Raw genomic sequence first — 23,937 nt, forward strand, 5'->3', positions numbered from 1 at the left:
TTCTGGTTCTCTTTTGGTGTCAAAAGAGAACATCCCTCGGCGTGCGCCCACAATACCAAAAAGCGCCCCGCACTTCCGGTGGAAATGCGGGGCGCTTTGGTTACACGGGCTGTATGCCTTATGCCTCCGGCTGGGGCTGTGCCGCAGAGGACTGGGCGGCAATGAACTCGGCGGCATCGTCCGGGATGTCGTCCAAGTCCTCGTCGCTGCCGATATCCACGTTGAGCGGCGGCTTCTTGAACAGGATATCGTACAGGATCGGCACGATATACAGGGTCATCAGGGTGGCGTAGCTCAGGCCGCAGATGATGACGATGGCCATGCCGCTCATCAGCTGGCTTGCCATATCGTTGCTGAACACCATTTGCAGCATGGCCAGCACGGTGGTCAGGGTGGTCATCAGGATGGGGCGCATACGGGTCTTGCCGGTAGCCACCAGTGCGGCGCGGCGCTCCATGCCGCCCATGCGCAGCTGGTTGGCGTAGTCCACGAACACGATGCCGTTGTTGACGACCGTGCCCATCAGCACGATGAAGCCCATCATGGAGATCATAGTCAGCTGCTGGCCGGTGAGCAGCAGGCCCAGCAGACCGCCGGTAAAGGCCAGCGGCACGGTGAACAGCACGATGAAGGGGGACAGCAGGCTCTGGAACTGTGCCACCATGACAAGGTAGACAAAGGGCAGTGCCAGTGCCATCCACTGGATCATCTCGTCGGTCATATAGTTGACGCTGTCGCTCTCGCCGCCCATGGAGAAGGAGCAGCCTTCCGGCATCTCGTTGGTGAGGGCAAAGGCATCCAGCGCCTTTTTCACGGCACGCGCCTGCACCGTGGTGTTGTAGCCCGGGGCAGTCTCGGCGGTGACGGTGACGAACTGGTTCTGATTCTCGCTGGTGATGGAGTCCGGTGCGGTGCCGGTGGTCCAGCTGGCGATATCCGACAGCTTGCAGGTGCCGGTGGCGGTGGTGCCGTCGGCGGACATGACGGTGGTCTCAAAGGTCATATCCATCATGTTTTCCTTGGTCAGCGGGTCCAGATTGTTGCTGATCTGCACATCCATGGTGGTGCCGTCCACGGTAACAGGGGTCTGTGCCGTGGTGGTGGTGGTCAGCTTTGCCGCGATCTGCTGGTACACCTGCGCAACGGTCAGGCCGTTGGCGCGTACCTTATCGCGGTCCACCTGCAGGATGATGGTGGAATCACCCACGCCCAGACCGTTGGTGGCGTTCTGGAAGCCATCGGTGCTGTTTACGATATCCATGACCTTCTCGGACAGGGCGGTCAGGGTCTCGGCGTCAGTGCCGTAGACCTTGATAGTCAGGCCGGTGGACAGCTGACTGGTCAGGTCGTCAGTCATGCCGTACTGCTGGACGGTGGCGGTGCAGTCCGCCACCCCGGCCACAGCGTCCTCCATGGCCTTGCAGGCGGCGTCGATCTTGGAAGAAGAAAGCTCCTCGTTGAGCTTGACGTTGATCTTATACTTGCCGTAGCCGTTGGCAGCGTTCAGCAGGTCGGTGATGGTGGAGGGCAGGCCAAGGTTGGAAACATCCATGCCCGCCACAGTGTTGTCGGGGGTAATGCCTACCTCCTCCACGCCGTCCACAGCCATCACAGCCTGTACCACCTTACCGGCCACATCGTAGGACTCGTCCTTCGAGAGGGTGTCGGTGGTGGAAAGGTTGATCATAGCCTCGTTGCTGGTGCTGGTGGGCAGCAGCACGATGCCCATGGAGACCACCCGCCAGCAGCAGAACACCAGCAGCAGCACGGCGGCTGCCAGCGGTATAAAGCGATTTTTCAGCGCCTTTTCCAGACTGCGGCCGTAGGCGTCCTGGATCTTATCGAACCATGCCAGCTTTTTGGGCTGGGCATTCTTCAGCACGGTAGCCGAGGCAGCAGGCACCACGGTCAGTGCCACGATGAGGGAAGCCATCAGGCAGTAGCCGATGCACAGGGACATGGGGCCCATCAGGCTGCGGATGAGGCTGGCAGAGAACACCGCCGGCAGGAACACGCACACCGAGGTAAGGGTAGAGGCCACGACCGACATACCCACCTGACGTGCGCCCTGCACCGCAGCGCGGGCAGCGGGCACGCCGCGGCCGCGCAGACGGTAGATGTTCTCAATGACGACCACCGAGTTATCCACCAGCATACCGATGCCCAGCGAAAGGCCTGCCAGCGTCATGACGTTCAGGTCCAGCCCGGTGAAGTACATCAGCACCACGGCGCACAGCACCGAAAGAGGGATACTGACGCCGACCACCAGCGTGGGCTTGACGTCCTTCAGGAAGATGGCCAGCACGACGATGGCCAGTACGGCACCCACCAGCATACTGGTAAGGATGCTCTTGATCAGGATGCTGATGTAGTTGCCCTGATTGGACAGCACCACAACGTGCAGGCCATCGTACTGGGCTTCCAGCTCCTTGAAAGCATCCAGACAGTTGGCAGATACGTCACCTGCGCTGGAACTGTCGTCCTTGTAAATTTTCAGCACCGAAGCCTGCTCGCCGTTCAGGCGGGTGTAGCTGTCGGCGGCGTTGTCAATGATCTCCACATCTGCCACATCGGAAAGGCGCACGTCGCCGTAGCCCTCCACATGGAGCAGCAGTGCACCGCGGATATCCTCCACGCTGTCGTATTCCTCGCCCACCTTCAGCAGCCACGACTCGCCGCTTTCGTCCTTGACATAACCGGCGGGCATGGAGAAGTTCTGGGCGTAGATGAGGCTGGCAAGGGTCTTGATATCCAGCTGCTTGGTCACATCGGCGCTGGCAAGCGCCTTTTCCTTGGCGGCCTCGTACTGGGTCTTGGCCTCGCTGAGCTGCTTTTCGTACTCATTCAGCTGCTCGCGGGCTTCGGTAAACTGCATATAGGCGACCATCTGCTGCTGGGTAAAGTTGCCCAGCGCTTTGGAGAACTCGGTCATCATGCCGGGCACGTTATCCATGGCCTTGATGGTGTCCTCCAGCGTCTTATAGATGACGTTCAGGCTGTCCTGCAATTGCAGCTCGTCTACCAGATCCTCGGCGCCTTCGCCCTGCGTACCGGTCTCGGTGTTGATGCGGTTTTGCAGGGTCTGCAAAGCAGAGGAAAGCTTATCGGTGATATCGCGCAGCTCGGACACGATCTCGATCAGAGAGTCGATATCCCGCATACCGGTGCTGTTGAACTTGTCCAGCACCCGCTGCAAACCGGCCTGCACCTCAATGAGGGCCTGCTGCACCTCAGGCTCCTTGACCACGGCGATCAGGTTGTTGACACTTTGCAGCAGTGCTTCGGCCTGTTTGCGCACCACCTCTACGGCGCTGCCGACCTCAGAGCTCAGGGTGCCCATGACCGTGTTGGACACGGTATTGCCGAAGTTTTTGAACTGTTTATCGTATTCTGCGCGGCCGGCCTTGATCTTGGCCTCGGCCTCTTCCAGCTGGGCATGTGCCGCTTCCAGCTGGGTGTCGATGAGTTCCATCAACTTTTCGTTGATGTCATCCACCTTTTCCTGATTCAGCTGCACCTGCACCAGCTGCTCCACAAGGCCGCTGGAAGATACGCTGGACACGCCGCCCTTGCGCTGGACGTAGGGGGTCATGGTGTTCTTGATGAAGTCAGAAAGCTCATACACCGAACTGCCCTCGCGGCTGACAGCCACGGTCATAAAGGCGTTCATGTTCATGCTGTACTGTATCACAGAAGGGGTCAGGGCGGTATCCGGCAGGTCGCTTTTGGCCTGATCCAGCTTGTTGGACACCTGCACCAGTGCGCTGTTCATGTCCGTATCATCCACGAACTTCATCAGCAGCAGGCTGTAGTTTTCAGCCGAGGTGGCGGTGATCTTTTCCACACCGGGCACCGTAAGCGCGTTTTGCAGCACGTCCGAGACTTCGCTCTCCACACGCTCCGGGCTGGCGCCGGGATACACGGTGACCACCATCAGGTACGGGGTGCTGACATCCGGCAGCAGGTTCGTTTTCATCTTGGTGACCGACACAAAGCCGAGCATCAGCACCATGATGACTGCAACCAGCACCGTAAATGGTTTTTTGACACTGAATTTTTCCATCTTATCCTACCGTTTCTCTGCCGCACCGCCCGGCGCAACAGTTCCTCCCTCTTTGGGGGCAATGGGTTCCTAACATTCCTATTATACACGCAAGGCGTGTGCTTTCAATAGCGGGGCAGCGAATCTTTTGCGAAAGTTCTGTCAAAATCTGCAAAACGCACAACTTTGCCGCCCCAAAACCGGCAGTCTGCCTGCCTTCCTCCCCTCTGCCGCCGGACAAAATTTCGACACCTTTTCCATACTGCATACGGTTGAGCGGGGTGGATCATTGCAGGGGAGGGGAAATTTTACTCCCTCAGCCAAAACCTGACGGTTTTGCCAGCTCCCTCGGGGAGGGAGCCTCTGGCGTGACCGGAAACTTTGCGGTTTGACCGGAAAGCTTTTGTTTGTCGAGGGATGTTCTCTTTTGACACCAAAAGAGAACCAGAAAAGTGCCAGCGATTTCGACGCGCTGGAGCCACGAAAAAGGGGCTACTCGCCCCTTTTAACCCCCAAGAAGAGGGCTACACCGGAAAAAACTGAAGATTCACGCCTGTTCGGCGTGAAGATCTTTTAACCGTTTTTTCCGGCTCCGCCGATTTAAAGCCCCTCAGTCGCTGCGCGACAGCTCCCCCCGGGGGAGCAAACGCGCCCGCAAGCTTTGCGTTTTAGCCAGAAGCTTTGCCGCTGCCGCTGAAGCCTTCACCCGGTCGGGGGAAGGTGGCGCGCAGCGCCGGATGAGGGCGCAGACTGGCAGTGCTTTCCCGCAGCGCCGCGCTTTCGTAGAAAGCGGCGCTGCAAATGCCGTTTCCCTCTACGACCCTTCCCGTGAAAATAGCGTTTGGAGCGCTCCGCAGAGCGCGACAAACGCGAAATTTAAAATATTCTTTCCGCTGAATATGTGCAGAGCGCAGCGGAGCACATTCTAAATCGTCCCGTCATAGGTGTATAAAGACTTTTCTTTTTGCATAGAAATGTGCTTTTGATTATGGTATACTAACAGCAGACTGAAAAAGCTGCCCCTTGCAAGGGGCTTATCCGATACAAAAACGAGGAACACTATGAAAAAAGTCATTTCGGTCCGTTTCAAGGAAAACGGCAAAAGCTATTATTTTGATCCCGGCGATGCTGTCATCCACACCGGGGAATACGTTATTGTGGAGACTGCCCGCGGCGTGGAGTGCGGCGAGGTGGTGCAGGGCGTGCGGGAGCTGGCGGATGCCGCCGTGCCCAAGGCGCTGAAGCCCATCACCCGCATGGCGGACAGCGTGGATATCCGCCGGATGCGCCAGAATCGTGAGGACGAAAAGCGCGCCTACCACACCTGTCAGGAGTGCATCGCCCGCCACGGGCTGGAGATGAAGCTGGTGGAAGCCGAGTACACGCTGGACCGCTCCAAGATCATGTTCTACTTCACCGCCGACGGACGGGTGGACTTCCGGGAGCTGGTCAAGGATCTGGCCGGCATCTTCCACACCCGCATCGAGCTGCGCCAGATCGGCGTGCGCGATGAAAGCAAGATGATCGGCGGTCTGGGCATCTGCGGCCAGCCTTTCTGCTGCAGCCGCTTTTTGAAGGATTTCCAGCCCGTTTCCATCAAGATGGCAAAGGAGCAGGGGCTTTCGCTGAACCCCACCAAGATCAGCGGTGCCTGCGGCCGTCTGATGTGCTGCCTTGCCTACGAGGAGAGCGCCTACGAGTACCTGAACAGCATCATGCCCATGGTGGGCAGCACGGTGCGCACCCCGGACGGTCTGGGCACTGTGCTGGAGGTGAATCCGGTATCCGGCTACCTGCGGGTGCGCTGCGGCACCGAGAGCCTTGCCCCCCGGTACTACAAGGTGGGCGTGTGCGAGTATGTGAGCGGCGGCAAGCGCCCGCCCCGCCGTCCCGACCCGGACGATGATTACTCCGGCGTGCGCAACCCCGCCCCGGTGGTGGCAAGCTCCGACGACGAAAAGCGCCCCGCCTGCCCCCGCCGCCGCAATAGCGAGAAGGAATAAGCATCCGGGCGGTTAGTATTATAAAACTAACTAGGCTTCGTGATTTTCGCTAAAAATCTCCGGCAATTTTGGCTATAAGTTAGGCCGTGCTTTTGTGCAACCCCACAAAATATTTTATTTTGTGGTTGTGGCAACACGGTTAGTCTTGCCTTTTCCGGCCTGCTTTGTTAGAATGCAGACAAGGATACAAATTCCGGGGGGCGTGCGTGGCCGTGCCAAGGTACGTTTCTTCATAATTACATCGGCACGGGATAAAAAAGGAGAGTTTATTATGGCACACAAGGTTTCTGACGCATGTGTTGGCTGCGGCGCTTGCGAGGGCGCTTGCCCGGTTGGCGCTATCACCATCGAGAACGGCGCTGCAGTTGTGAACGCTGATTCCTGCATCGATTGCGGTGCTTGCGAGGGTGCTTGCCCCACTGGTGCAATCGCTGCTGAATAATCAGTAGTTTTTGCTGAAAACGCATCAAAAAGGACTGCTGCACATCTGTGCAGCAGTCCTTTTTTGTGGTATCATAAAGTAAATTCATGAAAAACGCAGTTCGGCGCGTCTGCAGACGCGCCGAACTGCTGAATCAAAAAATATTTTCCCGCTGAACATGGCCAAAGCACACGCGGCGGCCATTCCTGATCGTCCACCGCAAAAGAGGCACTGCACAAAATGCTGTGCAGCCGCCCCGCTTTTTGTTTCATGCACAAATTCCGCAGGAAAATACCCTGCATTTTTTGGAAGGGAAACGGCACACTGTCTATGGAACATTCTACGGAAGTTTTGTATAATAGAACTATGGTCTACTGCACCCCGGAGCACCGGTTCGGCTCGGACGCGCTGCTGCTGGCACGCTTCTGTGAGCCGAAACGCAGCCAGAAAGCCGCAGACCTGTGCTCCGGCTGCGGTATCGTGGCGCTGGAATGGCACGACCGGGGGCACCGCGGCCCCTGCACCGCGCTGGAGTTGCAGCCCGAGGGCAGTGCCCTGCTGGCGGCAGCGGTGGAAGAGCAGCAGCTCACCCACATCACCCCCGCCTGTGCCGACCTGCGCACATGGCGGCAGGACGAGGGGCAATTTGACGTGTGCGCGTGCAATCCCCCTTATTTTACCGAGGGGCCGCAGAGCCAGAACGCCGCCCACGCCCTTGCCCGGCACGAAAACACCTGCGCTTTGGAGGATGTCTGTGCCTGCGGCTTCCGCCTTTTGAAGGACGGCGGGCGGCTGGCGCTGTGCCACCGCCCGGAGCGCTTAGCCGAGGTGCTGGCTGTGCTGCGCGCGCACCGGCTGGAACCCAAGCGGCTGGCCTTTGTGAAGAACGCCCCGGAAAACGCTCCGTGGCTGTTCCTTGTGGAAGCCCAGAAGAACCGCAAGACCGGCCTGCGGGTGGAGCCGGACGTGCTCATCCGCGCCGGAGCGGCGCTGTACGGACGATAAATTCAGGAGGTAATTATGGCAGGAACTCTCTACATCGTGGCGACCCCCATCGGCAATCTGGAGGATATGCCGCCCCGGGTGGCTGCCACCTTTGGCGCGGCAGACTTTATTGCCGCCGAGGACACCCGCGTGACCATGAAGCTGCTGAATTATCTGGGGCTGAAAAAGCCCATGGTCAGCTACTACGAGCACGCCTTACAGAAGGGCGAAGCCATTTTGCAGCGCATCGAGGCAGGGGAGAGCTGCGCCTTGTGCAGCGACGCCGGCATGCCCTGCGTGTCCGACCCGGGCGAGGTCATCGTGCGGGACGCACTGGCGCGGGGCATCAAGGTAGTTCCCATCCCGGCCGCTTCTGCCTGCGTTACCGCACTGGCAGTCTCCGGGCAGGACACCTCCCGCTGGGTGTTCGAGGGCTTTCTGCCGGTGAACCGCAAGCAGAAAAAGGAGCGTCTGGCTGAGCTTTTGCAGGAAAAGCGCACCGTCATCTTTTACGAAGCGCCCCACAAGCTGCGCACCACGCTGGACGATCTGACCGCCGCCTTTGGCGCAGAGCGCAGCATTACCCTGTGCCGGGAGCTGACCAAGCTCCACGAGGAGATCTGGAAAACCACCCTGGGCGAAGCCGTGGAACACTACCGCGCCGCCGAGCCCCGGGGCGAGTATGTGCTGGTGATGGCGGGTGCGCCCGCCGGTGCCGCCGAGGAAGAGGAGCTGACCCTGGAACAGGCGGCACAGCGCGCTTTTGCGCTGACCAGCGAGGGTTTCAGCGCTTCTGCCGCCGCCAAGACTGCTGCACAGGGCACAGCCTATTCCAAGAGCGAAGTTTACAAGCAGCTGCTGTTGTTGCAGCAGACTGCCGAATGAGTATAGAGGAGGATATCTTTCCGTGACAAAACTACTGGTCCTGAGCGACAGCCACGGCGCGCGTGACGCCATTAAGCGCATTTTGAACAAAGAGCAGAACAACGTGGATGCCGTGATCTTTTTGGGGGACGGCCTGCGGGATCTGGAACAGACGCTGGCCTTTTTCCCCCATCTACGGGTGTACTCCGTGGCCGGCAACTGCGATTACGGTGCGCTGGAGCCTCTGGATGGCCTTGCGGCCTTTGATCAGACGGTGGTTTTCTATACGCACGGTCACATGTACGGCGTAAAATACGATCTGGATACGCTGGCAGATGCTGCCGCAGCCCGCGGGGCAGAGGTGGCGCTGTTCGGCCATTCCCATATTCCCCACGCAGAGCAGCGGGGCAATGTGTTTTTGTTCAACCCCGGCTCCTGCGGGCGGTGCTACACCGGCCCGGACACCTACGGTCTGCTGACGCTGGAAAACGGCGCAGTGACCGCCTATGAGCACAAAGAGGTACCCAAGCAATGAGCATCAACGAGGTGCGCTATCTGCCGGAATGCGGCAGCACCAACGCCTATGTAAAGGAACATTTCGAGGAGTTCGGCCCCGTTGCGGCGGTGTATACCGAAAACCAGACCGCCGGGCGCGGGCGGCTTGGCCGCAGCTGGGTAAACGCCGAGGGCAAGGCGCTGTACTACACGGTGGCCATCAAGGAGCCGCTGGCACAGCCTGCCACCCTGCCGCTGCTGGCAAGCCTTGCGGTGCGCCGCCAGTTACAGCTGCGCTACGGCGTGGACTGCCAGATCAAGTGGCCCAACGACCTTTTGCTGAACGGCAAAAAAATCGTGGGCATCCTGTGCGAGAGCGTAAGCTACGGCTACCAGCAGCAGGGGCGCGGCATCCTGTGCGGCATCGGCATCAACCTTGCCCAGCCCCAGAGCTATTTTGACGCCGCCGACCTGCCCCACGGCACCTCGCTGGCCTTGCAGGGCGCTGCGGTGGATCTTGCCACCGACCCCGCATGGCTGGCGGAGGGGCTGACCGATTTCGGCTTTGACCGCAACCTGTACACCTTTGCCCGGGACGGCTTTGCGCCCTTCCGGGAGGAGTACAAGGCCGCCTGCATCAATCTGGGCCGCCGGGTCACCTTTGACCTGCCGGACGGCAGTCAGGGCGCAGGCGAAGCCGTGGACGTGGACGCCGAGGGGCGTTTAGTGGTGCGCACCGATGCCGGCGAGCAGCACGTTTTCACCGGGGAAGTGTCGGTGCACGGCATCTACGGAGCAGTATAATTATAAAAAGGGGCCGATGCACAACCGTGCACCAGCCCCTTTTGCTTATTTCTAGTGAGCTAACCCTCTCAGGCGCTCCCGCGCCAGCTCCCCCGAAGGGGGAGCCAAGCCGTAAAGTTCAGCACTAAAGTATTAGGAATAATGAGGAAGCTTCCGGTAGTGCTCTTGCCTCTCCCTTTGGGAGAGGTGGCATCGCGCAGCGATGACGGAGAGGGCGCACGCCGTTAGCCCTGTCACTAAAGTTTCAAGCGCAATGAGAAATCTTCCCGCCGCGCCAGAGGCTCCCTCTCCGAGGGAGCTGGCAAAACCGTCAGGTTTTGACTGAGGGAGTTATTTTTTATCTTCTCCGTTTCATCTGGCGGCGGCGCTGGTTAAGGGTCATCCCGCCGCCGCAGCGCAGGGTGACAAAGCCCAGTGCGCACAGAATCAGGATCAGGGCGCAGAGCAGCAGCAGGGTGGCCTTGATATCGGTGCGGAAGTCCGACACATACTCCCGGTGGGTCACAAGGTCTACCTTTCCCACCTCGTAGCCGTCCAGATAGACGGTGGCGGTGCCCAGCTTCTGGCCCTCCTTGACGGTAGCAGAGACGCTCTCGGGCAGGTCGAAGGAATAGCTTACCTTATCGTCGCTGTGGCCGTAGCCGCTGACCGGTGCGGCGGCGTACAGCTCCACAGCCGGCTCGGTGCGGCACTTGTTCAGGTCTACGGTGGTCAGCACGGTCTTGGTATCCACCAGCGGCCGGTCGGCAAAGCTGGCAAAGGCCCAGTCAAAAAGGTCGTCACACGCGGCAAACAGGTGATCCAGCGTGTCGCAGCCAAGGATCACCAGCCCGTAGCTGTGGCCGTCCTGCTGGGCAAAGGCCACGATACAGCGGCCTGCCAGCGTGGTAAAGCCGCCCTTGACCCACTGGACATACTCCCGGTAGTTGTCGCTTTCGCTGTTCATCAGGCTGTTGGAGCTGCTGATAGTGTACTCGGCCTTGCGCAGGTTGGTGGCAGGCAGCACGTAGCTGGCGGTACCTGCCACCTGTGCAAAGGTCTGGTTCTCCGCGCAGGCGGCGGCGATCTTTGCCAGATCCTGCGCGGTGGACACGTTGCCGTAGTCAAACAGGCCGTGGGCACAGGTAAAGTTCGTGCCGGTGCAGCCCAGCTCCGCCGCCCGGGCGTTCATCTGCTGCACAAAACCCACCACGCTGCCCCCCACGTCCCACGCAATGACGCTGGCGGCGTCGTTGGCGCTGACGATGAGCATGGCGTTCAGCAGGTCGATGCGGCGCACAGTCTCGCCGATGCGCAGCCCTATGGTGGTGCCGTTGGCGTTCTGGATATCCTTGAACTCCTGCGTTAAATCGGTGGGCACGGTCACTTCACCGTTCAGGTCCTTGCCGCTTTCCACCAGCAGCAGGGCGGTCATCAGCTTGGTCAGGCTTGCCACATATTTCTGCTGGTCGGCGTTCTGGCTCAGGATGGTTTTGCCGGTGTCCGCGTTGAACAGATACACCGCCTCAGTCTCTGTTGCAGTCTGGACGGGCATGGGGTATACTGCAAATACCGGCAGCACTGCACTGACGGCGACCGCCAGCGTGAGCACCAGTGCCGCCAACCGGCGGCAGAACGTGTTGTGAAGCATGAAGGTACCCCCTTGAATCCCGCTCCGGCAAAACCGGCGCGCACATTTTTGTTCCTTACTTATAAGAATACCATAAAAGAACCAAAAGAGAAAGGTGGTTTTTAACAATGTTCTTATCCTTTTGTGGAAAAACGCCCCGCGATGAAGGCGCAGCTTTTGTAGCCCCCAGCGCTACCGTGCAGGGAGATGTGGTTTTAAAGCCCGGCTCCACCGTCTGGTACGGTGCGGTGCTGCGCGGGGATGACGGCACCCTGACCATCGGCAAAAACAGCAACGTGCAGGACAACGCGGTGCTGCACTGCGACATTGGCGGCTGCGTGACCCTTGGCGAAAACGTCACGGTAGGGCACTGCGCACTGGTGCACGGCTGCACCGTAGGGGACGGCAGTTTAATCGGGATGCACGCCACATTGCTGAACCACTGTGTTGTGGGCAAAAACTGCATCATCGGAGCAGGGGCGCTGGTGCCGGAGGGCATGGTCATCCCGGACAACTCGGTGGCGGTGGGCGTGCCCGCCCGGGTCATCAAGCAGGTGAGCGCCGCGCAGGTGGAAGCCAACCTGCACAACGCCGCGCACTATGTAGAGCACGGAAAACTGCACGCAGAGCAGATGAAAAACGGGTGAGGGTTTCCTTAAACGTTTCATTTTGTATTTTTTCGCACTGCGGTACAAAGTTTCAAGAACTTTTTTGATTTTTCACAGAAATGTAATGACTTTTTTCGTAAAATCGGGTATACTGTATCTTGCAGGGACAGTGGGGCCGCAACCACTTCCCCGCACATGATTCCTCCTCACACCAAAGCAATACCCCAAACAAGAAATCCCTCCGGTGTACCGCAAGCGCCGGAGGGATTTCTTGTTGTTTCGTTATTTAAACGGTGCGCAGCTTTGCCGCAAACACCGTCAGCACCACTTTTGGGTTTACCTGTGCGCCCAGCCGCTGCAAGGCGGCATCTGCCAGACGCACCGCCTGCCGCGCCTGTGTGCCCTGCACCGGGGCGCGGGGGCTGCTGCGCAGACCTGCCGCTGCCACGGCGCGGAAATCGGTCAGCAGGGCGGCGGCGGCAGCTTTATCCTTTTCGTAGGCGGCAAGCAGCACAGCGGCGGTGTAGCTATCCCGGGCGGCGGCGGCGCGGGCAAGCTCCAGTGCCTTTTCCACCTGTGCGGCGCGGGCTTCGTCCCGGGCGACCGCCAGCACCGTGCCGATATGACCATCGAACAGCTCACTGTACAGTGCGGCTGTTTTTTTGTCCACCCCCTGCGCCGCGCAGTAGCGGGTGCAGTCGGCGGGGGACACCGGTGCCACCGCAAAGCTGACGCAGCGGCTGCGGATGGTGGGCAGCACGCTGGCCAGAGAATCCGCCGTGAGCAGAAACAGCACCCCTTCCGGGGGCTCTTCCATGACCTTGAGCAGGGCGTTGGCAGATTCCTCGTTCATCCGCTCCACATGATACAAAAGCACGGCGCGCCCCTCGGCGGAAAGGCTGGTGTTGAAAATTTCGCTGCGCATGGCAGTGACCTGACCCACCAGATACTTCCCGCCGCTGCCCATACCGGACACCGAGATGGCTTCCCGCACGATGCCGGTCTCCACCGTGCCGCTGTCGCGCTTACCGGCTTTTGCCACGGCGCGGCAGCACTCGCCCCGCAGCAGCGCTTCGGCGGCGGCACCGCCGGCGGGGTAGAGGTAGTCGGCGGCGATGCAGCGGGCGGCAAAGCCGGTGCCAAGACCTGCTTCGCCCACCAGCAGCACGCTATGGGTCAGCCGGCGGGTGGCCAGCATCTGCTGCACGCTGGTTTTCAGTTCTGCGTTGCCTTCCATGCGGTCCAGCATCATGATGAGGGTACTCCTTTTGTGAGACGGTAAGATTTATTTTATATTTCGGAATACCGGAGCGTCTGCGGACGCTCCGGGATTCCATTTTCACGGGAGGATTTACCTTCTATTCTTCCTCTTCCACTGCTCCCGGCGCACCCATGCGCGGAGGGAGCGGTAGGCCATGGGGGCAAAGAAGAGCCAGACGTTGAGCATGGACAACAGGTAGTCCAGCTTGCCGGGCAGGGATGCGCCCAGAAAGCCGAACACCCACAGCACTGCCGCGAAAACGCCGAAATATTTCACCCGGATGGGGATGACGAAGAAGAGCAGCAGCTGCACCTCCGGGTAGAGCATGGCAAAAGCCAGCAGCAGGGAGAGAGACAGACAGTAGGTGCTGGCGGTCACGCCGGTGAGCAGACAGCCCAGCACCGTGCCCAGCACGCCGGACAGCAGATACACCGTGTAGCGGAAATCGCCCCACTCCCGTTCCAGCGCCGTGCCGATAAACCATGTGAAGTAGATGCCCAGCACCACGCTGAGGATGCTGCCGCCGGAAAAGGGAATGAATATAAAGCTGATCACCCGCCAGACCTGCCCTTGCAGCAGCAGGCTGCGGCTGAGCCCCAGCCAGAAGGAAATGGTACGGTCAACAAACAGCTCGATGGCCAGCACTAAGATCTGCCCCGCCACCAGAATATTGGTCAGGTTCGGGATGCCATAGCGGCCATACTTGCGCTCCAGCCTGTTCAGCCAGTTGTTCATGTGTTTCGCCTCCGTTGCGGGATGCCCCGCCAGTTTCATGTTACCCCTATTTTACCATGACAGGCCCCCGCATTCAAGAAAATCCACGCGGAAGGCGTTGAAACTGCACTTTCTTTCCCGGCAGACAGGCTGCACGCGCAGTTTTTTCACACCGCAGCCGCCGGAGTGTGGAAAAGGCGGGAAAAGCACAGCATTCATGCGGGTTTCAAGTCCCAAAAGGACAACCGAAAATTGTATGGACTATCCGGTCTGGAATGAACTTTTCACTTTTTCCACCGGGTTTTCCACCGTTTTTGTGAAAAAGAGGCGCAGTTTCCAACGATGTTTTCCACCTTTTCCACATAGTTTTCCACATCCGGTGGGGGAAAGCCCTATACAAGCCGTAATGGATGCCGCCGCATTCTGGAAATTTGTGGGCAAAAATGTGGGCAATCTGCCTTTTATAAAAAAGAAAGTCGAAGGTTTTTCTTTTCTTTTTACAGTTTACTCCGGCTTACGGGTTTGCTTTTCTCCAATCTGGAATCTCCCCCGGGGCAGTTTTCCACAAACCGCCGGGGAGAAAAACCCGGTGTGGAAAACGGACACAAACTGTGGTTTTCCACACTGTTTTTACCCCGCAGGCGCGGCGGAGGAGTTCCCCCCCTCGCCCTCTCAGGCGCTCCCGCGCCAGCTCTCCCGAAGGGAGAGCCAAGCCGTTAACCTCGATACTAAAGTATTAGGTGCAATGAGAAAGCTTCCGGCAGCGCTCTTGCCTCTCCCTTTGGGAGAGGTGGATTTGCGAAGCAAAGACGGAGAGGGCGCACGCCGCCAGCCTTATCGCTAAAGTTTCAAGAGCAATGAGAAACTTTGCCGTCGCGCCAGAGGCTCCCTCCCAGAGGGAGCTGGCAAAACCGATAGGTTTTGACTGAGGGAGCTCCCCACAAAAAATGCCGGGCGGTCCGCAGACCGTCCGGCATTGCTTTTTTCTTTACATCATATTGCGGAACACCAGCTGTGCGATCTGGAAATAGAGGATCAGGCTGCAAGCGTCCACGATGGTAGTGATGAAGGGAGTAGCCATAATGGCGGGGTCGGCACCCAGCTTTTTGGCGGCAAGCGGCAGCATACCGCCCACCAGCTTTGCCAGAATGACGCTGAAGAACAGCGATACGCTGACCACGATGGCGTAGCCCATCACGTTGGCGTACTGGCCGGGGAAGAGGAAGGTGTACATCAGGTAGATGCGCAGGCCATTCACGATGCCCAGCACTGCGCCCACGATGGCAGACACCCGCAGCTCCTTGGCCAGCACCCGCATAAAGTCGGCGGGCTCTACCTCGCCCAGTGCCAGACCGCGCACCATCAGGGTGCTGATCTGGTTGCCGCAGTTACCGGCGGTATCCATCAGCATGGGCATGAAGGAGACCAGCAGCGGCAGGCTGACAAAGGCTTCCTCGTAGTGGGTGGTGACCATGCCGGTAAAGGTAGCGGACAGCATCAAAATCAGCAGCCACGGGATGCGCTGCTTTGCGTGGGTCCACACGCTGGTGCCGAAGTAGGTGGTGGCGTCGTCATCCGGGAGAATAGCAGCCATCTTCTGCATATCCTCGGTGCTCTCGTCGGTCAGAACGTCGATGGCATCGTCGATGGTGATGATACCCACGAACATGCCCTCGTTGTCCAGAACAGGCATGGCGGTAAAGTCGTAGCGCTGCATCTCACGGGCCACAAACTCCTGATCGTCAGTGACCTTCACGGTGACCAGATTGTCCTCCATGATCTCCGTGATGGGGGTCTTGGGGTCTGCCAGCAGCAGATTGCGGGCAGAGACAACGCCCTGCAGCCGGTTGCTCTCCACCACATAGCAGGTGTAGACGGTCTCGGCGTTCTCGCCCTGCTTGCGGATGGCGGCAAAAGCCTGTTCCACCGTCATATCCATGCGCAGACGCACATATTCCGGGGTCATCAGGCTGCCGGCAGAGCTTTCCGGGTAGTTCAGCAGCTTGTTCAGGCTCTCGCGGGTCTCCCGGGAGGATTTTTCCAGCACCCGCTTGACCACGCCTGCGGGCATATCTTCCAGCAGGTCGGCGGCATCGTCCAAGCTCATCTCCTCGATGGCGCTCACCAGCTCCACGTCCGAGAAGGCGTTTACCAGATCGTCCCGGGCTTCGTCGGACATATAGGCAAAAGCTTCGGTGGCAACTTCCTTTTTCAGCAGACGGAATACCACCAGACGGTTGTTCTCGTCCAGCTCCTCCAGCAGCTCGGCTAAGTCGGCGGGCTGCTCTTCCTCGGTCACCTCGCGCAGCTTGACGTACTGCTTTTTGATCAGCAGCTTCAGCAGACGGCTCTTGGTCAGCATCTCGGGGTTTGCCTTGACCTCTTCGTCATTGGCTTCCTCCCGCTCTGCCTCCCGCATATCCTGCTTCAGGTCCTCGGTGGCTTCCTCGTTCAGGTCCTCGGCCAGCTTCTGACGCACCTCGGCGGGGATATCGGCGGGCAGCTCCTGCACCGGCAGGTTCTGTTCCGTGTTGGTTTCCAGCTTCTTTTCTTCCATTTCCATGGGCTACCTCCTCTGGACACTATACGGCACGGAGCGCTTTCTCCGCGCCGGAGGATGCAGCAGGTCGGGAAACAAAAAACGCGCCGCCCGGTGCCGGAATGCCGCAAAAGCAGCCGTTTCCGCGCACGCAAAGCCGCGCCTTTCCTATGCCGGGGCTTTTTAAGCCGCCGGGGGCAAAAAGGCGAACGCAGTACTTTTTGTTGTCCGATCTACCGCATCGGTGGAGCTACTTCGACTATGATCAGGGTCCATTGTCCTGCGTTCACCTCCCAGTTTTCGTAAATTCCGCAGCACCCGCGCCAGGCGCTGCACTGGCTATATCCTTTTTTATTATAGCGCCGCAAAAAAATGGGGTCAACCCTAAAGCGAGGTTTTGCAAAGATTTTTACGGCGTCTTACAGAAACAAAACACCCTTCTCCGTGTTGCGGCGCACAGAGAAGGGTGTTTTGCTTGGATATTGCCTTGGTGTGAGGAGGAATCATGTTACTTGGGAAGTGGTTGCGGCCCCGCTTCCCATGGCAAAAGTATAACAGCTTTCACCATTCATTTCGTTAAGAAGCTATGAAGAAACTGTAAAAAGGAAGCGGAAAATTCTGGAAGATTTTGTGATAAAAACTTTTCTTGACAATATTTGTTTTATCCTATATTATAATAGTAGGGTACCACCAAACGGAAAGGATGCTGAAAATGTCTGCTTTTGAAGTAAATTTTTATTATAAAGCAGACGGCAGCTGCCCGGTTCGTGATTTTCTGAATACACTGGACGACAAAATGCTGGCAAAGCTTTTAGGCACGATCTCTCTATTGGAAACCAATGGCACACAACTGCGGGAGCCTTATTCCAAATCATTGGGAGATGGTATTTTTGAATTGCGTGCCAAGCAAAGCAGCAACATAACGCGCATCTTGTATTTCTTCGTGGTCGGGCATCAGATCATCCTGACAAATGGCTTTGTCAAAAAGACGCAAAAAACACCGCCGGAGGAAATTGCACTGGCGCAAAAGTATCGTGCGGACTATTTTTATCGAAAGGAGAGTTCCTCATGAGTGATTTTCGGAATTATTTGAATGAACAATTACAGCGGCCTTCCTTTAAGGCCGAATGGGATGCTCTTCAGCCGGAGCTTACCATTGCACAGGCTATGCTCGATGCCCGGAAGGAAAGCGGTCTGACCCAGAAACAGCTTTCGGAGCGCACCGGCATTGCACAGGCCGATATCAGCAAACTGGAACGAGGGAATGCAAATCCTTCTCTGCGCACCTTGCAGCGCCTTGCGGCTGGTATGGGGATGAATGTCAAAATTGAATTTGTGACGAACAAATAACTTTTATTTCGTCAAACTATAAGCCCGGAGCGTCTGCGGACGCTCCGGGCTTATAGTTTCATTTGCACAAAAATACGCCCCGGTCACCTTGCGGTGAACGGGGCGCTAAAAACTGATGCAGTTTTTTCACTGGGGCAAGATCCCTGCAAGGCAGGTCTTATGCCGCAGGCGGAGCAAGGTATCTGCACGCAGACCTTATGCTCCTGACACACGCGGGGTGTGCTCTCAAGGGCCCTCGCGGGCGCTTTGGTATCTCAAGCCCCTGCGCAAAAGGAGGGGAATGAAATCAGGTTTTTCGACCGTTCTGTCAGGTACAGGGCAAAACGTTCAGCCTGTTCTGTGCACGGCAAAGGCAAATTCCACAGTTCCGCACCGCTGCATTGCGCAGTAACCGCCGATGCGGGGCTGCCACTCTTCACACGGGAAAGAGCAGGGGCCGCTGGTTCATTTGATGTCTGTGCCGCTGCTTAAAAACAGCTTACTTGTACAGCTCGACCAGACGGGTCAGGTGCTCGTAGCGGTCGTTTGCAACCTCCTGGTTGCGAGCGAACAGCTCCTTAGCACGCTCGGGGAAGGCACGAGTCAGACGGCTGTAACGGGTCTCGTTTGCCAGCAGAGCCTGATACTTCTCGTTGTCCACAGCCTTGGAGGTCAGGGTGAAGGGGTTCTTGCCCTGTGCCTTGTTGGCGGGGTTGAAGGTGAACAGGTTCCAGTAGCCAGCCTCGACTGCCTTCTTCATCTCGTTCTGGCAGTTGGTCATGCCGCCCTTGACACCGTGCAGCTCGCAGGGAGCGTAGCCGATGATCAGAGAGGGGCCGGGGTAAGCCTCAGCCTCGGCAATAGCCTTGACAGCCTGGTTCATGTTAGCGCCCAGAGCGATCTGAGCAACATAGATGTAACCGTAGGTCATTGCGATCTCGGACAGGCTCTTCTTGCTGATCTCCTTACCTGCAGCAGCGAACTGGCAGACCTCGCCGATGTTGGAGGCCTTGGAAGCCTGTCCACCGGTGTTGGAGTACATCTCAGTATCGAAGACCATCACGTTGACGTCCTCGCCGGAAGCCAGAACATGATCCAGACCGCCGAAGCCGATGTCGTATGCCCAGCCGTCGCCGCCGAAGATCCAGACGGACTTCTTGGCGATGTACTGCTTGCTCTTCAGGATCTCTGCAGACTTCTCGCAGCCGGCAGCAGCAGCCTTCTCCAGCTCAGCGATCAGGGCCTTTGCGGGCTCGTCGTTGGCCTTGGTGTTGTTCTTGGTTGCGATGAACTTCTCGTAAGCAGCCTTCAGCTCAGCAGAAGCCTTGTCGGAACCAGCAACCTCTGCGATCTCCTTGATCAGGTTCTCGCGGATGGTCTTCTGGCCGATGTACAGGCCCAGACCATGCTCTGCGTTATCCTCGAACAGGGAGTTGCACCATGCAGGACCATGGCCGCTGTCCTTGTTGACGGTGTACGGAGAGATGGAAGCGGTGCCGCCCCAGATGGAGGAGCAGCCGGTAGCGTTGGAGATGTACATCTTCTCGCCGAACAGCTGAGTGATCAGGCGAGCGTAAGAGGTCTCGGCACAGCCTGCGCAGGAGCCAGAGAACTCCAGCAGGGGCTGGTTGAACTGAGAGCCCATGACGGTGTCATCAGCCATCTTGGTAGCCTTCTTGGAGATGTTGGCCACGCAGTAGTCAAAGACTGCCTGCTGATCGGCCTGGCTGTCCTGAGGAACCATGGTGATAGCCTTGGTGGGGCAGACGGTGACGCACTCGCCGCAGCCCATGCAGTCCAGCGGAGAAACAGCCATAACAAACTTGTACTCGGGGGTCAGCTTGTTATCGCGGCTCTTGGTCTGGGCAGGAGCAGCTGCCAGCTCGTCAGCGGTCAGCAGGAAGGGACGGATGGTTGCATGAGAGCACACGAATGCGCACTGGTTGCAGCCAACGCACTTTGCAGCATCCCACTCGGGGACGTTGACAGCGGTGCCGCGCTTCTCGTATGCAGAAGCGCCCTGCTCCCACTCGCCGTTTGCATTTGCCACGAAGGAGGAGACAGGCAGGCTGTCGCCGTCCATACGGGCAATGGGCTCCATGACGTCGCGGATCTGCTTGACCAGTTCCGGACGGCCAGCCAGAGCCTTGGGTGCGGGATCAGCCTCGGGGTTGGACCAGGATGCGGGCACGTCTACCTTGTGGATAGCGTCAACGCCTGCGTCAATGGCCTTCCAGTTCATCTCAACGACGTCCTGGCCCTTCTTGCCGTAGCTCTTCTGAGCGGCCTGCTTCATGAAGTTGACGGCGTCATCGATAGGCATGACGTCAGCCAGCTTGAAGAATGCAGCCTGCAGGATGGTGTTGGTGCGCTTGCCCATGCCGATCTCGATAGCCTTATCGATAGCATTGATGGTATACAGCTGGATGTTGTTGTCAGCGATATACTTCTTTGCCTCGGCGTTCAGGTGCTGGCCCAGCTCCTCATCGGACCACTGGCAGTTGATCATGAACACGCCGCCGGGCTTGACATCCTGAACCATCTTCATGCCCATGTGGATGTAAGCGGGGTTGTGGCAGGCCACGAAGTCAGCCTGGTTGATGTAGTAGGGGCTGCGGATGGGCTTGTCGCCAAAACGCAGGTGGCTGATGGTCACGCCGCCGGTCTTCTTGGAGTCATACTGGAAGTATGCCTGAACATACTTGTCGGTATGGTCGCCAATGATCTTGACGGAGTTCTTGTTTGCGCCGACGGTGCCGTCGCCGCCCAGACCCCAGAACTTGCACTCCTTGGTGCCAGCAGCTGCGGTGATGGGAGCGGGCTTGACCTCGGGCAGGGACAGGAAGGTGACGTCATCGGTGATACCCAGAGTGAAACGCTCCTTCGGCTGATCCTTCTCCAGCTCCTTGTACAGAGCGAAGATGGAGGACGGGGGAGTGTCCTTGCTGCCCAGACCGTAGCGGCCGCCGGTCAGAACGACATCGTTCAGGCCAGCCTCACGCAGGGTAGCGGCAACATCCAGATACAGGGGCTCGCCCAGAGAGCCGGGCTCCTTGGTGCGGTCCAGCACAGCCACCTTCTTGGCGGTCTTGGGCAGGACCTTCAGCAGAGCGGAGGACACCCAGGGACGGTACAGGCGAACCTTGATGATACCGACCTTCTCGCCCTTGGCGTTCAGGTAGTCGATGACCTCGTCAGCAACGTCGCAGATGGAACCCATAGCAACGATCACGCGGTCAGCATCGGCTGCGCCGTAGTAGTTGAACAGATCGTAGTTGGTGCCCAGCTTTGCGTTGATCTTAGCCATGTACTTCTCAACAACAGCCGGCAGAGCGTTGTAAACGCTGTTGCAGGCCTCGCGGTGCTGGAAGAACACGTCGCCGTTCTCGTGGGAACCGCGCATCTTGGGGCTTTCGGGGTTCAGAGCCTTCTTGCGGAACTCCTCAACAGCCTCCATGTTGCACATTTCCTTCAGATCAGCGTAGTCCCACTTCTCGATCTTCTGGTACTCGTGAGAGGTACGGAAGCCATCGAAGAAGTTCAGGAAGGGAACCTTGCCCTCGATGGCGCACAGATGTGCGACAGGGGACAGATCCATAACTTCCTGCACGCTGCTCTCGACCAGCATTGCAAAGCCGGTCTGGCGGCAAGCCATAACGTCGCTGTGATCACCAAAGATGTTCAGGGACTGGGTAGCAACGGTACGTGCAGAAACATCGAACACGCAGGGCAGCTGCTCAGCAGCGATCTTGTACATGTTGGGGATCATCAGCAGCAGGCCCTGAGAAGCGGTGAAGGTGGTGGTAACAGCACCTGCACCCAGAGAGCCGTGGACAGCACCAGCGGCGCCGGCCTCGGACTCCATCTCAACGACCTTGACCTGATTGCCGAAGATGTTCTTCTGGCCGGCTGCAGACCACTGGTCCACAGAGTCAGCCATCGGAGAAGACGGGGTAATGGGGTAGATGGCAGCCACGTCCGTGTAGGCATACGCTACATGGGCGGCAGCGGTATTGCCATCCATAGTTTGCTTTGCTCTAGGCATTTTTCTTCCTCCATTATTCAGAATTTGGTACCTTTTGCGCGGGGCAATATGCCCGCTGGGACCGGAGAACCCCATAAAAGGCACTATTGCTTGTATACTATAATAGCAGATTCCGGCAATAAAGTAAACGCAAACCGCCCGACAAACGCACCAAAAATTAAGAAATTTTTTAGCGGTTTTGTACTTTCTTTAGTGCGCTAAAGCAAGCAGTGATGCAGATTTTTGATTTTGGGGTGGGTAAGCCCTCTCAGGCGCTCCCGCGCCAGCTCCCCCGAAGGGGGAGCCAAGCCGTTAGCCTCGATACTAAAGTATTAGGTACAACGAGGAAGCTTCCGGCAGTGCATAAGCCTTCACCCCTTGGGGGGAAGGTGTCACCGCAGGTGACGGATGAGGGGTAATTTTCCTTCAACTGCGCCCTGCCCCTCATCCGGCGCTACGCGCCACCTTCCCCCGGTGGGTGAAGGCTTCAGCGGTAGCGATACAGTTTCCGGTTCAAGCGCAAAGTTTCCGGGCGTGCTCTTGGCTCTCCCTTTGGGAGAGCTGGCAAAACCGTTAGGGTTTGACTGAGAGGGCGAGGACGCTAACCCGCAGCGCCGCGCTTTCGCAGAAAGCGGCGCTGCAAATGCCGTTTTCCTCCACGACCCCTCCCGTGAAAAGGCAATTCTGGAAAATCCGCAGATTTTCCAGAATTGCGAAATTATAAATATTCTTTCCGCTGAACATGGCCAGAGCGCAAGCGGAGGCCATTCCAAATCGTCCCCCCTCTTGTATTTATCATATCTTTATTGACAACAAACCGTACTTTGCCGTAAACTGAGAGCATAAAACCGGCACTGCGCCGGAAAAGGGGCGTAAAACAAATGAACGATACCGTACACTTTGAAAAAACTCTCTCCAGCGAGACCCTGTTCGAGGGGCGGGTCATCACCCTAACCAAGGACACCGCGCTGCTGGAAAACGGCAAGACCGCTACCCGCGAGGTGGTGCATCACCACGGCGGTGCCTGCATCCTGCCTTATTTTGCAGACGGCACCATCTGCATGGTGCGGCAGTTCCGCTATGCCATGCAGCAGCAGCTGTGGGAGCTGCCCGCCGGTAAGCTGGAAAAGGGCGAGGACCCCTTTGAAGCTGCCAAGCGGGAGCTGGAAGAGGAGTGCGGCCTGACCGCCGACAACTACATCTCGCTGGGCGAATTCTACCCCACTGTGGGCTACGATACCGAGGTCATCTATACTTGGGTAGCCACCGGTCTGCACGAGACCAAGATGCACCTTGATGCAGACGAGTTCCTGACCCCCGACCGTGTGCCACTGGAAAAGGCCTATCAGATGGTCATGAGCGGCGAAATCAAAGACGGTAAGACCATTGCGGGCATCCTGAAGCTGAAGGCTCTGCTGGACGAGGGCAAGCTGTGATCTTATACGAGGACGCCGCCCTTGTGGTGCTGGACAAGCCCGCCGGGCTTTCCAGCGAGGAGGGCGTGCCCGCTGCGCTGCGGGCACACTGGAACGCGCCCGACGCCTTTGTGGGGGTGGTGCACCGGTTGGACACCGGTGTGTCCGGGTTGATGGTCTATGCCCGCACCCCGGCAGCTGCCGCCGCCCTGAGCCGTCAGGTGACCCAAAGTCAGGACGCCTACGCCGTGCAGGATGGCCGCGCCGAGGGCAAAGCCGCCGCGCCGCAGTTTGTCAAGCAGTACCGCGCAGTTCTCGCCGGTGTGCCGGACGCGCAGCTGCCCGCCGCCGGGGTGCTGCGGGACTACCTGTTCAAGGACAGCCGCAAGGGCAGGGTGTTCCCGGTCAGCCGTCCCCGCAAGGGGGTGCGGGAAGCTGTGCTGGAATACCGCATCCTTGCCACGGCAGGGGAGAACAGCCTTGCCGAGATCACCCTGCACACCGGGCGCACCCATCAGATCCGGGTGCAGTTTGCCAGCCGCAAGCACCCGCTGTACGGCGACGGCAAATACGGCAGCCGCCAAAAGGGCAGCATTGCCCTGCAAAGCTGCGGGCTGCGCTTTGTGCACCCGGACACCGGCAAGCCCATGGCCTTTTCTCTGCCCCTGCCCGCCGCCGCACCGTGGAAGGAGTTTTTGGAATAAGGCTGTTGCTCATTTCGCCCTCTCAGGCGCTCCCGCGCCAGCTCTCCCAAGGGGAGAGCCAAGGTCTAAAGTTCGTTGCTAAAGTATCAGGTGTAAAGAGAAAGTTTCCGGCAGTGCTCTT

The 23,937-nt window shown here is 58.4% G+C and carries 19 protein-coding genes; 13 read left to right on the forward strand and 6 right to left on the reverse strand.

Annotated features, from left to right (window positions below):
* Positions 1-118: 118 nt before the first annotated feature.
* Complete coding sequence (locus DXB44_RS10010; RefSeq protein WP_118658632.1) at positions 119-4,063, reverse strand: efflux RND transporter permease subunit; 3,945 nt, start codon at positions 4,061-4,063, stop codon at positions 119-121.
* A 367-nt stretch (positions 4,064-4,430) separates the two neighbouring features.
* Between DXB44_RS10010 and DXB44_RS14550 the strand changes: the two genes are divergently transcribed.
* The 7 genes from DXB44_RS14550 (at position 4,431) to DXB44_RS10040 (ending at position 9,613) form a co-directional block, all read left to right on the forward strand.
* Positions 4,431-4,619, forward strand: a complete 189-nt coding sequence (locus DXB44_RS14550; protein WP_158581890.1) for a hypothetical protein — start codon at positions 4,431-4,433, stop codon at positions 4,617-4,619.
* 484 nt (positions 4,620-5,103) lie between these two features.
* Positions 5,104-6,045: a stage 0 sporulation family protein gene (locus DXB44_RS10015; RefSeq protein ID WP_118658633.1), complete on the forward strand. Its 942-nt coding sequence runs from the start codon at positions 5,104-5,106 to the stop codon at positions 6,043-6,045.
* A 271-nt stretch (positions 6,046-6,316) separates the two neighbouring features.
* Positions 6,317-6,487 (forward strand): 4Fe-4S binding protein, encoded by a 171-nt coding sequence (locus DXB44_RS10020; protein WP_006735241.1) that lies wholly within the window; start codon positions 6,317-6,319, stop codon positions 6,485-6,487.
* 309 nt (positions 6,488-6,796) lie between these two features.
* Positions 6,797-7,471, forward strand: a complete 675-nt coding sequence (locus DXB44_RS10025) for a methyltransferase (RefSeq protein ID WP_242958510.1) — start codon at positions 6,797-6,799, stop codon at positions 7,469-7,471.
* Positions 7,472-7,486: 15 nt separating this feature from the next.
* A complete protein-coding gene (gene rsmI, locus DXB44_RS10030; protein ID WP_118658634.1) occupies positions 7,487-8,335 on the forward strand; it encodes a 16S rRNA (cytidine(1402)-2'-O)-methyltransferase in 849 nt (282 codons plus the stop codon).
* Positions 8,336-8,357: 22 nt separating this feature from the next.
* Positions 8,358-8,849 (forward strand): YfcE family phosphodiesterase, encoded by a 492-nt coding sequence (locus DXB44_RS10035; protein ID WP_118658635.1) that lies wholly within the window; start codon positions 8,358-8,360, stop codon positions 8,847-8,849.
* Positions 8,846-9,613 (forward strand): biotin--[acetyl-CoA-carboxylase] ligase, encoded by a 768-nt coding sequence (locus tag DXB44_RS10040; protein ID WP_097782775.1) that lies wholly within the window; start codon positions 8,846-8,848, stop codon positions 9,611-9,613. The genes DXB44_RS10035 and DXB44_RS10040 overlap by 4 nt, the downstream gene beginning before the upstream one ends.
* Before the next feature lie 337 nt (positions 9,614-9,950).
* Here DXB44_RS10040 and DXB44_RS10045 read toward each other — a convergent pair whose 3' ends face one another.
* Positions 9,951-11,243, reverse strand: a complete 1,293-nt coding sequence (locus tag DXB44_RS10045; protein ID WP_118658636.1) for a D-alanyl-D-alanine carboxypeptidase family protein — start codon at positions 11,241-11,243, stop codon at positions 9,951-9,953.
* Positions 11,244-11,350: 107 nt separating this feature from the next.
* Between DXB44_RS10045 and DXB44_RS10050 the strand changes: the two genes are divergently transcribed.
* On the forward strand, positions 11,351-11,869 hold the full coding sequence (locus tag DXB44_RS10050) for a gamma carbonic anhydrase family protein (protein WP_015537101.1): 519 nt from the start codon (positions 11,351-11,353) through the stop codon (positions 11,867-11,869).
* A 247-nt stretch (positions 11,870-12,116) separates the two neighbouring features.
* Here DXB44_RS10050 and DXB44_RS10055 read toward each other — a convergent pair whose 3' ends face one another.
* Both DXB44_RS10055 and DXB44_RS10060 read right to left on the reverse strand, forming a co-directional pair.
* Complete coding sequence (locus DXB44_RS10055; RefSeq protein WP_097778951.1) at positions 12,117-13,082, reverse strand: hypothetical protein; 966 nt, start codon at positions 13,080-13,082, stop codon at positions 12,117-12,119.
* A gap of 99 nt (positions 13,083-13,181) precedes the next feature.
* The gene (locus DXB44_RS10060) at positions 13,182-13,826 is read right to left on the reverse strand and encodes a rhomboid family intramembrane serine protease (RefSeq protein ID WP_243111117.1); all 645 of its coding nucleotides are present in this window, start codon (positions 13,824-13,826) and stop codon (positions 13,182-13,184) included.
* Positions 13,827-14,061: 235 nt separating this feature from the next.
* On the opposite strand from DXB44_RS10060, the gene DXB44_RS10065 reads away from it, so the two are divergent.
* Positions 14,062-14,649, forward strand: coding sequence for a hypothetical protein (locus tag DXB44_RS10065; protein ID WP_147366441.1), 588 nt, complete (start codon positions 14,062-14,064; stop codon positions 14,647-14,649).
* A gap of 144 nt (positions 14,650-14,793) precedes the next feature.
* On the opposite strand, the gene mgtE is transcribed toward DXB44_RS10065, so the two are convergent.
* Positions 14,794-16,368: a magnesium transporter gene (gene mgtE / locus DXB44_RS10070; RefSeq protein ID WP_097778949.1), complete on the reverse strand. Its 1,575-nt coding sequence runs from the start codon at positions 16,366-16,368 to the stop codon at positions 14,794-14,796.
* Positions 16,369-17,056: 688 nt separating this feature from the next.
* On the opposite strand from mgtE, the gene DXB44_RS10080 reads away from it, so the two are divergent.
* Positions 17,057-17,416, forward strand: a complete 360-nt coding sequence (locus tag DXB44_RS10080) for a type II toxin-antitoxin system RelE/ParE family toxin (RefSeq protein ID WP_199680596.1) — start codon at positions 17,057-17,059, stop codon at positions 17,414-17,416.
* The gene (locus DXB44_RS10085) at positions 17,413-17,694 is read left to right on the forward strand and encodes a helix-turn-helix transcriptional regulator (protein ID WP_055186819.1); all 282 of its coding nucleotides are present in this window, start codon (positions 17,413-17,415) and stop codon (positions 17,692-17,694) included. The genes DXB44_RS10080 and DXB44_RS10085 overlap by 4 nt, the downstream gene beginning before the upstream one ends.
* Before the next feature lie 478 nt (positions 17,695-18,172).
* Here the strand turns inward: DXB44_RS10085 and nifJ are convergent, their stop codons facing one another.
* Complete coding sequence (gene nifJ, locus DXB44_RS10090; RefSeq protein ID WP_118658641.1) at positions 18,173-21,718, reverse strand: pyruvate:ferredoxin (flavodoxin) oxidoreductase; 3,546 nt, start codon at positions 21,716-21,718, stop codon at positions 18,173-18,175.
* An 860-nt stretch (positions 21,719-22,578) separates the two neighbouring features.
* Here nifJ and DXB44_RS10105 point away from each other — a divergent pair.
* Both DXB44_RS10105 and DXB44_RS10110 read left to right on the forward strand, forming a co-directional pair.
* Positions 22,579-23,133 (forward strand): NUDIX hydrolase, encoded by a 555-nt coding sequence (locus DXB44_RS10105; RefSeq protein WP_118658643.1) that lies wholly within the window; start codon positions 22,579-22,581, stop codon positions 23,131-23,133.
* Positions 23,130-23,816, forward strand: a complete 687-nt coding sequence (locus DXB44_RS10110) for an RluA family pseudouridine synthase (protein ID WP_118658644.1) — start codon at positions 23,130-23,132, stop codon at positions 23,814-23,816. The genes DXB44_RS10105 and DXB44_RS10110 overlap by 4 nt, the downstream gene beginning before the upstream one ends.
* Positions 23,817-23,937 lie beyond the last annotated feature (121 nt).

Origin of the sequence: Faecalibacterium sp. OM04-11BH (assembly GCF_003482185.1) — a bacterium.
GTDB lineage: Bacteria > Bacillota > Clostridia > Oscillospirales > Ruminococcaceae > Faecalibacterium > Faecalibacterium tardum.